Below are 13,529 nucleotides of genomic sequence, written 5' to 3'. Positions count from 1 at the left end.
CCTATTGCGGATACAAGGATTTTCAACGATGTCGTTACACCCTGATCTGGAAGCTTTTCTCGACCTCGCTCAAGACAGCCAGGACGCCGGCCTGCCGGCCATGCACCAACTGACCCCGAGCGAGGCCCGCGCCACCTTCGAACAGACCACCGCGCAACTGCGCTGGCCGGCGCCGCAGGATCTTGAAGTCACCAAGATCGAAACACAGGCCCGTGACGGTGCGGCGCTGGCGTTGCGTTTGTATCGGCCAAGCGGTGTTGAATCGCCGCTGCCGGTGCTGGTGTATTTCCACGGTGGCGGATTTGTCGTTGGCAGTCTGGATTCCCACGACGGCGTCTGCCGCGAGTTTTGCCAGCGCGCGCCGTGTGCGGTGCTCTCGGTCGGTTATCGACTGGCGCCGGAGCATCGCTTTCCGACGGCGCTGGAGGATGGCGAGGACGCTTTGGCCTGGCTGGCGGAACAGGCTGCGAGCCTCGGCCTGGATGGTTCGCGGGTGGCGTTTGGTGGCGACAGCGCGGGCGCCACGTTGGCGACGGTGCTGGCGATTCAGGCGGTACGGCAGCCGCACACGGTGGCTATCGCGCCGAAGGCGCAGTTGTTGTGTTATCCGGTGACCGATGCTTCGCGGGTGCATGATTCGCGGCTGTTGTTTGGCGAGGGGTATTTGCTCGAGAACGACACGTTGGGGTGGTTTTATCAGCACTATGCGCGAGGGCCGGAGGATTATCTGGATTGGCGCTTTTCGCCGTTGCTGGCGGAGGATCTGCGCGGGGTTGCGCCGGCTATTGTGGTATTGGCCGGGTTTGATCCATTGCTGGATGAGGGGCAGGCTTATGTCGACAGGCTGCGCGGGCAGGGGGTTGAGGTCGATGTCGAGGTTTGTGCCGGGCTGACTCATGATTTGTTGCGGTTGGGGGCGGTGGTGCCTGGGGTTCTGGAGGTTTATTCGAGGGTGGGTGGGGCGCTTGCGCGGGCTCTGGTTTAGTGTGCATATCCGTTTCTGCGGGTGTTGCTGATTACGGTTCCGCCCTTACGGCGGGTCACCTTTTTCAAACGCCGGAGTGCCGGCCCAGCAAAAAGGTAACCCAAAAGGCTTGCTCCTACGTTCGGCCCTCGCAGGCTCGGGTCCCTTCGCTCCGGGATCGATCCGGGCGCAGCGGCTCCGGTTTGCTTCGCTGCACCTCCTTCCGCTGTGTCTGGCTGCGCCAGACGGTCGCTGCGCTCCCACCCCCGGATCAATCCCTCCACTCAGCCTTCCGACGTCGCCGGTGGATCAAAAGCAAGATCAAAAGCACTCGAGCTAACGCTCATTGTTGAGTGGGGCGGCTTCGCCGCAGGCAGCTGCGCTGCCTTGCTTTTGCTTTTGTGGGAGCGAGCCTGCTCGCGAAGGCGTCCTGACAGCCGACCGATTTCTCTATGCCCGCACCTGATCCAACTGTAGGAGCCGCCGAAGGCTGCGATCTTTTGATCTGGCTTTGGCTTTTGCCTTTGCTTTTGCTCTGGCTTTTGATCTTTTGCCCCTTCGGCAGGCTGAGTGAAGGGATCGATCCGGGGGTGGGAGCGCAGCGACCGTACGACGCAGTCGTACACAGCGGAAGGAGGTGCAGCGAAGCAAACCGTAGCCGCTGCGCCCGGATCGGTCCCGTAACGAAGGTACCCCCGAGCCCCAGCGAGCGGGCCGTACGCCGGGGCAAAGCCTTTTGGATTACCTTTTCGCTGGGCCGGCACTCCGGCGTTTGGAAAAGGTGACCTGCCGTAAGGGCGGAACCCTAAATAGCCTTCACCGCAGCAAAGGATATGCCCCCAATCCCAAAAATCAAAAAGCCCCGCCAAAGCGGGGCTTCTAAACAACATCAGACCAATCAGAAATCAGCCTTCACCGACATCACAAAATTGCGCGGATCCCCATAGAAGTTACCGAACCCCTCGGTACCAATGGTCGCGTAATAACGCTTGTCGAACAGGTTATTGCCGTTCAACGCCACCGACCAGGTGTCATCAATCCGATAACCAATGCGACCGTTCCAGACCGCATAACCCGCGCCGTCGACATTGTCCCCGCCCAGAGGCGAAACGCGGTAGGTGCCCGTCTGTGCATTGACACCCGCACCAATCGTCACACGATCCAGCGGTCCGCTCAGGGCGTAATCACCCCAGACGCGCAACAGGTGACGCGGCACGTAGGAGTTGTAGACCGCGCCATCCTGAGTAGCATCGGCGTCTTCCAGTACTTTGGTCTGGGTGTAGGTATAACCGGCCAGCAATTGCAGGCGGTCGATCACTTCACCGCTGACTTCAGCTTCAAAGCCCTGGGCGCGGACCTTGCCGGAGTTGATCTGGCAGGAGCTGTCTTCGCACCGCAGGTCATCCTGGGCCGCGTCTTTCTGGATGGTGCGGAACAGGTTGAACGTGGTGTTCAAGCGACCGTCGTACCACTCACCCTTGATCCCCAATTCGTAGCTCTGGCCAATCAGCGGCTTGAGCGTGCTGCCGTCGATGGTTTTGTACGAGCCTTGCGGGGTGAAGATGTCGGTGTAGCTGGCGTAGGCGGTCAGGTTGTCGTTGAGGTCGTAGAGCAGGCCGGCGAACGGCGTGACCTGGCCGGTTTCGGTGGACTGGGTGTTGACCTCGGTGCCTTCGCCACGGAAGTACTGCACCGAATCGGTGTCGGATTTGTACCAGCTGACCCGGCTGCCGAGTACCAGGGTCATCGGGTCGGCGAGTTTGAGGCGGGCGATCGAGTAAGCGCCGTATTGCTTGATGTGCATGTCCACCGGGCCGCCACGGGAGGCGTTGGCCAGGTAGTAGCTTTCATCCGGCTGCGGGATGTTGTGGTTCGGGTTGAACACGTTCTGGCGCTGTGGCAACGCGGCCACCGCATAGAAGTCGTCCTTGTGCGAACGGCTGGCGTTGGCGCCGACGATCAGTTCGTGCTGCTGGCCGAAAGCGTCGAATTTGCCGTCGACGTAAGCATCGAAACCGTAGTCGCGCTGATCGTAGTCATAGGTACTGCCGAGCATCAGCGTATTGGTGGCTGTGGCGCCCAACGGCACTGTGCCGCTCGGGAAGGAATATTCCATGTCCTGGGTGTTGCGCGAGTAGACACCGGCAACTTTCAGCGACCAGTCGTCGTTGAACTGGTGTTTGACGTCGGCGAAGTAGGTGGCGCGTTTGCTGCGCTGGTTGTTCCACGAGGTGTTCAGGCAGGTGGAGCGTTTCAGGTGCAGGTCGGAGCCGTCGGCGTAGCGCGGCAGGCCGCCCCAGCACGGGGTGGCGTCGACGTCTTCATAGGCCATGCCCAGACCGAGGGTGGTGTCGGGGCTGAGGTCGAAGTCCAGGGCGCCGTAGTAGATCTGATCACGGCGTTCAGCCACATCGTAGAAATACTGACGGGTCTGCTGGGTCACCACGGCGCGGCCACGCACGGTGCCGGCGTCGTTCAGCGGGCCGCCGGTGTCGACCTGGCCGCGATAGTTGTCCCAGGTCCCGGCCGACAGCGACAGTTGCGTGTGCGGGGTGTCCTGGCCGCGCTTGCGCACGAAGTTGACGCCGCCGGCGGTGCCGCCCGCGCCCTTCATCATGCCGGCCGCGCCGCGGAGGATTTCCACGCGGTCATAGATGGCCATGTCGCTGTTGAAGCTGTCCGCCTGCACGTAGCTGCTGCCGATGTCCAGCGGCACGCCGTCGTACTGGTACTGGCCGGTCATGCGGAAACCGCGCGAGTAGAAATACTTGCCGCCCATTGGCGAGTCGTAGACGGTGATGCCCGGGGTCTTCTCCATCACCTGTTCGATGGTGTTGAGGTTCTGGTCGTCGAGCATCTTGCGGGTCATCACCGTGACCGACTGCGGCGTTTCCTTGAGCGAGTGCACGCCCTTGCCGATGGTCACGCCGCCGGTGGTGTAGGAGTTGCTGCCTTCGGTGGTGGCGCCGAGGCGGTTGGCGTTGACGTTGGTCGGGGCCAGTTCCATCGCGCTGCCGCCGGTGGCCGGGCCGAGCACGGTGACGGTGTTGCCGTCACGCTGATAGCGAATGCCGGTGCCGCTGAGCATGGCCTTGAGCGACTCGTCATCCTGATAGCGGCCGTTGAGGGCGCTGGAGCGCAGGCCTTGCAGGCTTTCCGGGCTGTAGACGATTTGCAGGCTGGTCTGCTGACCGAGGGTTTGCAGGGCCTGGGCCAGCGGTTGGGCCGGAATGTTCAGGGTCCATTCCTGGGCCTGGACATACGGCGCTACCGCGAGGGTCAGTGCCAGACCCAGGCCGCTACCGGCCAGGCGTGTGCGGGTCGCGCCGTGCATCAGCAGGGCTCGAGTCAGAGGGCGAAGCATGAAACGGGATGCGGACATGAGGTTAAGACCTTGGCAGGTATAGTTGTTAATGGTTCTTATTCATCTCATTAAGACGAGGAAGCCGCGGCAAACCGGAAAAGTTTTTTCTCCGGCCCGGTCGCGGCTGCCTCGATCAAGCGGTTTGCAGTTCGCTTCTGACCTTGCCGGCCTCCATGCGCACCAGTTGATCGGCGACGTCGAAGTAACGGTCGTCGTGGGAAATCACGATGATGGTTTTGCCCAGACGCTTGAGGTCGGGCAGCAGCTCGGTATAGAAGATCCGCCGGAAGGTCGGGTCCTGATCCGCCGCCCATTCATCGAACACCAGCACTGGGCGCTCTTCGAGCCAGGCGTTGACCAGTGCCAGGCGTTTGCGCTGGCCTGTGGACAGGTCGGTGGTGCTGAACGCGCCGTCGCGCACGCTGACCTTGTGCGCGATCTCCAGACGTTCGAGGTAGCGGGTGGCATCCTGCGGCACTTCACGATCGCCCTGGATCAAGTCATCGAACAGGTAGTAGTCGGCGAAGATCGTCGTGAAGTTCTGCCGGTAATCGTCGCGGTTGACCGCAGTGATCGGCTTGTCGTTAACGCGAATTTCGCCCTCGGTCGGCGCGTACAGGCCCAGGAGCAATTTGATCAGCGTGGTTTTACCGCAGCCGTTTTCACCGACGATAAACACAATGTCGCCCTGTTCGATGCGCAGGTTCACCGGGCCGAGGCGGAACGGCTCGCTGCCTTCCACGGGAGGGAAGGCGTAGCGCACGTTCCGCAGTTCCAGGCTGTTGACGGCGGCTGGCTTGCTGCCCTGATCCTGCAGCAACAGGTGCGGCTCCGGGGAGGAGAACTGTTCGCTGAGTTCGGCAATGCGGCGGAAGGCAATCTGCGCGCGGCTGATGATCGGCAGGGTGCTGATCAGGTGTTCCAGCGGCCCCTTCATGTACAGCAGCACCAGAACGAAACCGCTCATCACCGCTTTGTCGGCACTCGGCCACAGCGATTGCAAGGCCAGGGCCATGCCGATGACCACGAAGAACAGCATCGAGCCAAACGACTTGGCGATGACGAAGGTGTTGATCGATCTGATCTGGGTGTCGCAGATTTTCTCGGCGGTTTTCTGAATGCCGGCGACGAACATGCGCTGACGGCGCGGGCGGTGAATGCGCAGTTCCTTGGCGCCTTCGGCGATCGCGTTGTAATGCTTTTGCAATTCGTCTTCGGAGTCGCGGGCGGCGTAGAAGCCGCGCATGCCTTTGGCCCTGGCGATGGCCTGGATGGTGGTGCCGATGGCGATGGCCACCAGCATCATCAGAAACATCGGCCACGACAGCATGGCCAGGTAGCCGAGGCAGCCAAGGGTCACGGTCATCGAAATCGCCAGCGGCGCGAAGGCGAAGGCGAAGTCGCTGATGGTGTCGACGTCGTGGGTCAGCACCGGAATCAGGCGATGGCTGCGATAGCGTTCGATCTGGTCGATCGGCGCCGACAGGACTTTCTCCCCCAGCTCTTTGCGCAGTTTGGCGATGATGTGCTGGCCGACGTAGTTGGTGCCGATGTCCGACAGGATCGTGGTCAGCAGGGCCAGGGCACAGAGGCCGGCGAAGATCATCACCACCGTGCGGGTCAGGCCGTCATCGGAATGCAGGGCGTTGTTGATGGTCGCCAGCAGCACGGTGACGCTCAGGCCGCCGAGCATGCCGAGCACGATGGACGCCGAGACGATCAGGCGGAAGGGCTTGAGCAGGGCGAACAATTCGTTGATCGCCCCACGCGTAGGCTTGGTCATGGAGGATTCCTGCTTCGATGCGGAGGGAGTGCCGGTACTTAAGGAAAACGAATGGTCGCGGAGTTTCTTTAACCGAGCGCAGGCGTGGCTGCGCTCGTCGAGGGCAGTGTCAGAGGTCGCGTACTACGCGAAAGCCCAGCCAGTCGCCCTTGCTGGTCGGCCAGCTGCTGTTGCGGTTGCCCGAGCGCGAGAAGATCGGCGCTTCGCCCCAGTCGTTGCCGCGCATGACCTGGCGTTCGCAGTTTTCCTGGGTCCATGGGCGACCGTCGGCGGGCACGCCGGAGTAGTCCGGGTGGTAGCAATCGGCGGTCCATTCGTAGACGTTGCCGTGGGCGTCGAACACGCCAAACGCATTGGCCGGGAAGGTGCCGGCCGGCGAGGTGAAGTTGTAGCCATCGGCCGCGCCGTAAGTGTTGGCGTGCCTGGAAATCTGGTAATCCTTGCCCTCATCGAACGGGAACGGGAAAGGCCCGGTGCTGCCGCCCCGGGCGGCGTATTCGCGGATCGATTCGCTTTGCAGGCGATAGGCGTGCCCGGTCTTTTTCGACAGCCAGTCGATGTAGCCCTGGGCTTCGGCGACGTTCATGCACACCGCCGGATCGCGTGGCGTCTGTTTGAATTCCGGTTTGCCGGCGGTGCAACGACGGCCCGGGCGATCATCGAAGTCGTAGGGTTTGTTGCCGGTCTCGCGCACGTAGGCGTCCCATTCGCCCACCAGCACCTGCGAGCGGCTGATAGCGAACGGTTTGCTGAACGTCACGGTGTGCAGCGGGCCTTCGTCGGGTTGGCGGCCGACTTCATCATCCGGCGTGCCCATGGTGTAGCTGCCGGTTGGCAGCACGACCATTTCCGGGCAGTCCTTGCAGTCCTTGAACACTTTGCCCGCAGCGGGCGCGGTCGCCGCCTGCGCGCTGCCGGGCAACAGCGCAGCGCAGAGGGCGCTTAGCGCCAGTGCGGGCAGGGCTTTGGAGAGGAGTGACGCGTGAGGCTTTTTCATGGGTCGTCTCTTTGAAAGGAAAACGGCAGTCGAGGGTCAGGCACGCAACTTTTTGCCGAGGATGTCCATGAAGCGATCCACTTCGGCTTCGCTGTTGAGCAAACCCGGGGCGGTGCGAATCACCGGCCCGACATCGCGGCTGACCGCGTCGCAGATCACCCGGTTTTGCATCAGCCAGGCGGCCACTTCATCGCTGTCCTGGCCCTTGATCCGGAAGAAGGTGAAACCGGCGGAGAACTGCGAGTCGAGCGGGGTCACCAACTCGATGTTGCGGTGCTCCTGCAAGCGTTGCTTGAGGTAGCTGTTGAGCTGATGAATGCGCGTCTGCACCTCGGCCTTGCCCAGCTGCAGGTGCAACTTGAAGGCTTCGTCCAGCGCCCAGCGATGCTCGAAGGCGTGGTAGCCGCCCGGGGTCATGATGGTCGAGAAGGCCGTGGCCTCGGAGAAGGTCGGCACGCTGGGGCTGACGTATTTCAGTTCTTCGGTACGGCTGCAGACGATGCCGGTGCCGCGCGGACCGAACATCCACTTGTGCGTGCCGGCGATGAAAAAGTCGCAGTTCATCTGCGGGAAATTCAGGTCGTCGACGCCAAAACCGTGCACGCCATCAACCACGTAGATCAGCCGATCCTTGTCCTCGCGCTGACGGTTGTGCTCATCGACCAGCCGCGAGATTTCGCTGATCGGCAGCTTCACGCCGCTGCCCGAATGCACCCAGGTCACGCCCAGCACACGGGTCTCGGGGCGGATATTGCGATTGATCGTGTCGAGCACCTGATCCAGAGAAATGCTCTGCGGGGTTTCGAACAGCTTGAGTTTGCGCACGCGCGTGCCGTCGCGACGGCTGCGGAAATCGAGGATGTTGCGCGTCGAATAATGCTCGTGAACCGTGGTGAGAATTTCCTGATCCGCGCGCACCTGCACGCTGCCGTAGATCATCGCCAGGCCTTCGGTGGTGCTGCCGGTCAGGGCGATCTGCGCCGGTTTGGCTTGCAGATACTGGCCGGCCCAGTGGCGCACGTTTTCTTCGCGTTTCTCGGTGACGCCCAGATCCCAATCCATCGCCAGACCCGGATTCAGATCCAGCGCTGCGCGATGGCGTTCGATCGCTTCGCGCACCGGTTTCGGATGTGAGGTGACGAGGAAATTGGCGAAGTGAATCGCCTGAGGATCCTGATCGAACATTTGACGCAACTGCGCCCATTTGTCCCGCGAGGCATTCGGCACGGCAGCGACGGCCGCCGGTGCAGTCAGGCTGGCGCCCAGGGGCAGGGCGGCGGCGAGCAGGCCGGCCTGTTTCAGAAAAGTGCGACGATCGGTCATGGTCGCGCCACCTCCTGGCGTGACGCCAGCGCCGGTTTCGCGGCTTTTTGCACCTGATCCCAGACGCGCATGAAGTTGCCGCCCCAGAGCTTGGCGATGTCCGCTTCGGAGTAGCCGCGCTGCAGCAGTTCGGCGGTGACGTTGCGGATTTCGCCGACGTTTTCCCAGCCCTTGATGCCGCCGCCATCGTTGAAGTCAGAAGCAATGCCGACGTGGTCGATACCGATCTTGCGCACCGTGTAATCGATGGCGTCGCCGAAGTCCTTGAGGGTGGCTTTCGGTTCTTCTTCGAGGATCGCGTAGAGGCCGCTGGCGTACTGGCCGAGCTTCTGCTCCGACCAGGCGGTGATGATCGGATCGCCCGGCATCAGCGCCATGGCCAGATTAGGCAGTGGCGGCAGATCGAAGCGCGCACGCAGCGCATTGAGTTTGTCCTGTGTGCCTTCGGTCAACGGTTTCAGGTACTGCGAGAAGGCGACGACCTGCACCACGCCGCCACTGTTCTTGATCAGTTGCAGTTCTTTGTCGCTGAGGTTGCGCGGGATATCCACCGCCGCCCGGGGCGCCGAGTGCGAGGCCACCAGCGGTGTGCGGCTCAGTTCGGCGACTTGCTCAAGGGCCTTGGTGGACATCTGCGACACGTCGATGATCACGCCCAGATCGTTCAAGCGCTGCACCGCTTGTTTACCGATGTCCGACAGACCATTGAGGGCGTCGGGCGAGTCATTGAAAAACGGCAGCGGCCGCGACGAGTCGGCCCAGCTGTTGTTGCCGATGTAACTGAAGCCGAACATGCGCATGCCGCGCCCGGCCCACAGGTCGAGCTTGCTCAGATCGTTGCCCAGCGGGTAGGCGTTGAGCATGCTGATGAAAATCGCAAATTTGCCTTCGCCGTGCAGGCGGTGGAAATCATCCGGTGTGTAGGCGATGCCGGCCTGATTGGGAAAGTCGCGGACAATCCCGGAAATGATCTTGTAGCGCACTTCCTGCTGGTTGCGCGCTTCTTCGACAAAACCCTCGGTCGGACGGTGCGGGGCGTTCGGGCCGTTCCACATTTCCGGCCAGCCGAACACCGTCAGCGCGGCGCCGGACAAGCGCCCACGACTGGCCTTGACCAGGTCGAATTGGCCCGAGCCATCCTTGTCGGCTTCGTGGTCGTGGCTGCCGAAACTCAGCGGCACGGTGATGTGGCTGTCGAACGACAGCAGGCGATCCTGCAACTCGGTCGCCTGTTTCATTACCTTCACCGGGTAGCCGGGGTTGTTCAGGTAATCCCAGGCCAGAAATCCTGCGCCGGCACTGATCGCCAGGGCCAGCGGCAGGCCGATGAATAGAGCCTTTTTCCAACGCGGTTTTGTCATTGCCATCTCATTCAGGTTCGCCGTCGAGGTACAGGCGCAGGGGCCTTTGCTATCTGGGAAGAACGAGTGGCTGCACGGCTAATTTAGGTGTGCGTTACAAATGCCCGGCAGCGGCGCAGGGATGTTTTACCGGCGGCGTAAATTTCCCCGCCGAGCAAACGTTCTAGCTTGGATAAAGCCTGCTTCATGGCTGACACAGGTAGGGCAATGACGATCTCTCGACGCTGGTTCATGGCGGGCATGGCACTCACGGGCGCCGCGCTGCCTGCCGCTTTTTATGCACATCGTGAACTGACTCGCGAGGAGTTTCCGATCACCCCGGGCGAGGCCACGGTCGATCTGGCGGACGCCGCCGGGCAACAGCTGGCGGATAATTTGCGTGGGGTCTGGGACATTCGCTTTACCGGTGCGGCGGCGGGGCTTGATGGTCTGCCTGCGCAAGGTCTGGAACTGTTTCTCGACATCGCTCATCGTGGGCGCGGACTGCGTGGTTATCTCGACACCGGAGCGAATCTGCGTGCCGAAGGGCCTGTGCGTTATCAAGTAATTGGCGATCTGGCACCGGGCAACGGCGCCGAGATGTATTGGCGCCTGCTGCGCACCGATGCGCCACTTGCGCCGCCGGTGTATGAATTCAAAGTCAAACTGGATGAAGTCTGGGCGGCGTTCGGCAATGCCGGCAGCGCCACGTTTACCGGGCAGGTACTGCGTCTGGACCGGCCGTTGGCGTTGCCCGAGCTGGACAATCATTTCATCGCTATCAAGCGGCGTTTTCCCGAGGCCCGTGAACGCACCGGTCTGAATCCGCAACTGTTGGCCTGGCTGGTGGCGCCCGAGCATCGGTTGTTCCACCAGCTCTGGCACGCCACCCGCGACAAGTGGCACAAGCTCTCGGAGAAAAAACGCGAAGCGCTGCGCGGCATCGGCTGGCAGCCCGGGCCACGTGACAAGGAGCGCGACGCCCGTGGGCCAAGCAAGGATCGCAATGGCTCGGGCGTGGATTTTTTCTTTATGCATCGGCACATGCTCGGCATCGCCCGCTCGATGCAGGATTTGCCTTCCTGGCCGGCGTTCCCGCAGCCGCAGCCTGAGCTGGAACGGGACCGGCAGGGCTTCGCGCGTTATTTCGACAATCATGACGGCAATTCACTGCCGCCGACCTGGCTGGCCGAAGGTGATGACGAGTACAGCAAATGGGTCAGCGACATCAAAGCGGCGGAGACTTTCCAGAGCAATTTCCTGGTATGGGAGTCGCAGTACCGCGACCCGCGTTACTTGTCGAAATTGACCCTTGGCCAGTTCGGTTCGGAAGTCGAACTGGGCCTGCACGACTGGCTGCACATGCGCTGGGCTTCGGTGGCGCGTGACCCATCCAACGACATTCCAGTGCCGATGGCGCGCGATCAGGCGGACTTCGCTGCGCGCTGGTATGCGCCGGAAAACGACTTTCTCGGTGATCCGTTTTCCTCCCATGTGAACCCGGTGTTCTGGCGCTTTCATGGTTGGATCGATGATCGCCTAGAAGACTGGTTCCGCGCCCATGAACGTTTTCATCCGGGCGAAGTGAGCCGTTTGGAAGTCAACGGCGTGCCATGGTTTGCACCGGGACGCTGGGTGGAAGTCGCCGACCCCTGGCTCGGCCCCGACACCCACGGCTGCAGCACCGTGCCCGGCCTGCAAGCTGGGCGATCCGTGGAGATGGACCCGGAAACCATGAAACTGGCGCTGCGTATCACTTTTGGCGACGAAGACAACATGACCGAACTGTTCCGCAAAGTGCCACAGCGCCCCTGGTATGCGCGGCACCTGAAGGTCAAGGGCCGACAGCTCTAGATTGGTTCAACACACACACTCAGAATAGTTCGCAATCCCCTTGTGGGAGCGAGCCTGCTCGCGAATGCGGTGTGTCATTCAGATGCATCAGTGCCTGACACGACCCCTTCGCGAGCAAGCTCGCTCCCACATCGGGCCTTGTTCGTGGCGGAGATTTCGGTCCAAACCGAATTCCATTTGTGGGAGCGAGCCTGCTCGCGAATGCGGTGTGTCATTCAGATGCATCAGTGCCTGACAGGACACCTTCGCGAGCAAGCTCGCTCCCACATCGGGCCTTGTTCGTCGCGGAGATTTCGGTCCAATCCGAATTCCATTTGTGGGAGCGAGCTTGCTCGCAAATGCGGGGTGTCATTCAGATGCATCAGTGCCTGACAGGACACCTTCGCGAGCAAGCTCGCTCCCCCATGGGCCTTGGTCGTGCCGGAGATTTCGGTCCAGACCGAATTCCATTTGTGGGAGCGAGCTTGCTCGCGAAGGCGTCAGTTCAGTCGACGCATCTCTGTCAGATCAGCTCCCAGCCACCCCCCAGCGCTTTGTACAAGGCAATGCTCGCCTGCAACCGCGACAGGCGCAGTTGCACGTTGAGGTCTTGCGCCGCATACAGCGTGCGCTGGGTTTGCAGGACGGTGAGCAGGTCTTCGGCGCCGGCCTGGTAGCGACTCTGGGCGATGTCGAAGGCGGTTTGTGCCTGGTTCAGTTCTTCGCTTTGCCATTGCCGTTGTTCGTCGAGGCCACGAATGCTGCTGAGGGCTTTTTCGACGTCGGCGAAGCCGTTGATGATTGCCCCGCGATAGGTCTCCAGCAATTCGTCCTGCCGCGCCTTGGCCTTGTCGCGTTCGGCGCTGAGGCGACCGTTGTTGAAGATCGGCGCGGTCAGCCCTGAGGACAGGTTGTAGAACGTCGTGCGCAGCAGGTCGGCGGCAAGGTCGGCGCCGCTGCCGAGGCTGGCGGTCAGGGTGATTTTCGGCAGCATCGCGGCGCGGGCGACGGTGACATCAGCCTGGGCTGCGGCGAGCTTGGCCTCGGCGCTGGCAATGTCCGGACGCCGGCTGAGCAAGTCGCTCGGCACGCCGCTGGCGATGTCCGGCCAGTGCAATTGGGCGAAGGATTGCGTGGGCAACGGCAACGCTTGCACCGGTTGGCCGAGCAGGGCGGCGAGGCTGATCAGTGCTTCGCGGGCCTGTTGTTGCACCAGCGGCAGACGACGCTGTTGTTCGGCCACCAAGCTTTTCTGCTGGGCCAGTTCCAGCGCGGTGGCGCTGCCAGCGTCGAAACGGGTCTGCACCAGATGCAGCACATTCTGCGCATTGGCCAGATTGAGTTCGGCAATGCGCGCCTGCTCACGCAGGGCCAGGGCCTGGGTGTAACTGTTGGCGACGCCGCTGAGCAAGGTCAGTTCAACAGTGGCGCGGTCGAACTCGCTGGCCTGTACGCCGAGCACGGCACTGTCGCGGGCGGCACGCTTACCGCCCCAGAAATCGACTTCGTAGCTGGCGCTGAGCTCGGCATCGTAATAGTCCAGCGAACGATTCTCCGGGCTGACATCCAGTTGGCTGTAGCCCTTGCCGTGAATCAGTTTCTGCCGGTTGGCATTCAGCCCGCCCTTGAGCTCGGGCAGCAGCGGGGCGCCGGCGATGGTTGCGCTGGCCTCGGCCTGTCTGACTCGCGCCACGGCGGCGGCGAGGTCATAGCTGCCCAGCCGCGCCTGTTCCACCAGCCGCTCCAGTTCGGGGCTGCCGAATTGCGTCCACCATTGCCGATTGCTCTGCAGCGCGCCGGGGGTGTCGGCGGACTGCCACGCGCTCGGTGGCTGCACGCCGCTGTCCAGGCGCGGCGCCGGGCTGCTGCAGGCCGCCAGCAACAGGCTGGCGGCGAGGAAGGTCAGTCGCACTTTCATAGGTCGA

At 62.3% G+C, this 13,529-nt stretch carries 8 protein-coding genes; 2 read left to right on the top strand and 6 right to left on the bottom strand.

Annotated elements, in window-relative coordinates:
* The first annotated feature begins 28 nt into the window (after positions 1-28).
* A complete protein-coding gene (locus JWU58_RS18080) occupies positions 29-985 on the top strand; it encodes an alpha/beta hydrolase (protein ID WP_206420711.1) in 957 nt (318 codons plus the stop codon).
* An 877-nt stretch (positions 986-1,862) separates the two neighbouring features.
* On the opposite strand, the gene JWU58_RS18075 is transcribed toward JWU58_RS18080, so the two are convergent.
* The 5 genes from JWU58_RS18075 to pvdM all read right to left on the bottom strand — a co-directional run bounded on the left by JWU58_RS18075 (position 1,863) and on the right by pvdM (position 9,792).
* Entirely contained in the window at positions 1,863-4,346 is a 2,484-nt protein-coding gene (locus JWU58_RS18075; protein ID WP_206420710.1) for a TonB-dependent siderophore receptor, read from the bottom strand.
* A gap of 115 nt (positions 4,347-4,461) precedes the next feature.
* Positions 4,462-6,111, bottom strand: coding sequence for a cyclic peptide export ABC transporter (locus JWU58_RS18070; RefSeq protein ID WP_024012358.1), 1,650 nt, complete (start codon positions 6,109-6,111; stop codon positions 4,462-4,464).
* A 109-nt stretch (positions 6,112-6,220) separates the two neighbouring features.
* Positions 6,221-7,108, bottom strand: a complete 888-nt coding sequence (pvdO, locus tag JWU58_RS18065; RefSeq protein ID WP_206420709.1) for a dihydropyoverdine dehydrogenase — start codon at positions 7,106-7,108, stop codon at positions 6,221-6,223.
* Between the two features lie 36 nt (positions 7,109-7,144).
* Positions 7,145-8,431: a pyoverdine-tailoring periplasmic protein PvdN gene (gene pvdN / locus JWU58_RS18060; RefSeq protein ID WP_206420708.1), complete on the bottom strand. Its 1,287-nt coding sequence runs from the start codon at positions 8,429-8,431 to the stop codon at positions 7,145-7,147.
* Positions 8,428-9,792 carry a pyoverdine-tailoring dipeptidase-like protein PvdM gene (gene pvdM / locus JWU58_RS18055; protein WP_206420707.1) on the bottom strand — a complete coding sequence of 455 codons (1,365 nt, stop codon included), beginning with the start codon at positions 9,790-9,792 and terminating at the stop codon, positions 8,428-8,430. The genes pvdN and pvdM overlap by 4 nt, the downstream gene beginning before the upstream one ends.
* Positions 9,793-9,999: 207 nt before the next feature.
* Between pvdM and pvdP the strand changes: the two genes are divergently transcribed.
* Complete coding sequence (pvdP, locus tag JWU58_RS18050) at positions 10,000-11,625, top strand: pyoverdine maturation tyrosinase PvdP (protein WP_206420706.1); 1,626 nt, start codon at positions 10,000-10,002, stop codon at positions 11,623-11,625.
* 502 nt (positions 11,626-12,127) lie between these two features.
* Here pvdP and JWU58_RS18045 read toward each other — a convergent pair.
* Positions 12,128-13,522, bottom strand: coding sequence for an efflux transporter outer membrane subunit (locus JWU58_RS18045; protein WP_206420705.1), 1,395 nt, complete (start codon positions 13,520-13,522; stop codon positions 12,128-12,130).
* Positions 13,523-13,529 lie beyond the last annotated feature (7 nt).

Origin of the sequence: Pseudomonas atacamensis (assembly GCF_017167965.1) — a bacterium.
Classification (GTDB): domain Bacteria; phylum Pseudomonadota; class Gammaproteobacteria; order Pseudomonadales; family Pseudomonadaceae; genus Aquipseudomonas; species Aquipseudomonas atacamensis.
The sequence above is the reverse complement of the archived record's forward strand: the minus strand, read 5'-3'. Positions and strand labels throughout refer to the sequence as shown.

What these genes read in the sequence shown, in the direction of transcription:
- pvdM (WP_206420707.1), bottom strand. Translation starts at nt 9,792, where the DNA reads ATGACAAAACCGCGTTGGAAAAAGGCTCTATTCATCGGCCTGCCGCTG.
- pvdP (WP_206420706.1), top strand. Translation starts at nt 10,000, where the DNA reads ATGACGATCTCTCGACGCTGGTTCATGGCGGGCATGGCACTCACGGGC.
- pvdO (WP_206420709.1), bottom strand. Translation starts at nt 7,108, where the DNA reads ATGAAAAAGCCTCACGCGTCACTCCTCTCCAAAGCCCTGCCCGCACTG.
- JWU58_RS18045 (WP_206420705.1), bottom strand. Translation starts at nt 13,522, where the DNA reads ATGAAAGTGCGACTGACCTTCCTCGCCGCCAGCCTGTTGCTGGCGGCC.
- JWU58_RS18080 (WP_206420711.1), top strand. Translation starts at nt 29, where the DNA reads ATGTCGTTACACCCTGATCTGGAAGCTTTTCTCGACCTCGCTCAAGAC.
- JWU58_RS18075 (WP_206420710.1), bottom strand. Translation starts at nt 4,346, where the DNA reads ATGTCCGCATCCCGTTTCATGCTTCGCCCTCTGACTCGAGCCCTGCTG.
- pvdN (WP_206420708.1), bottom strand. Translation starts at nt 8,431, where the DNA reads ATGACCGATCGTCGCACTTTTCTGAAACAGGCCGGCCTGCTCGCCGCC.
- JWU58_RS18070 (WP_024012358.1), bottom strand. Translation starts at nt 6,111, where the DNA reads ATGACCAAGCCTACGCGTGGGGCGATCAACGAATTGTTCGCCCTGCTC.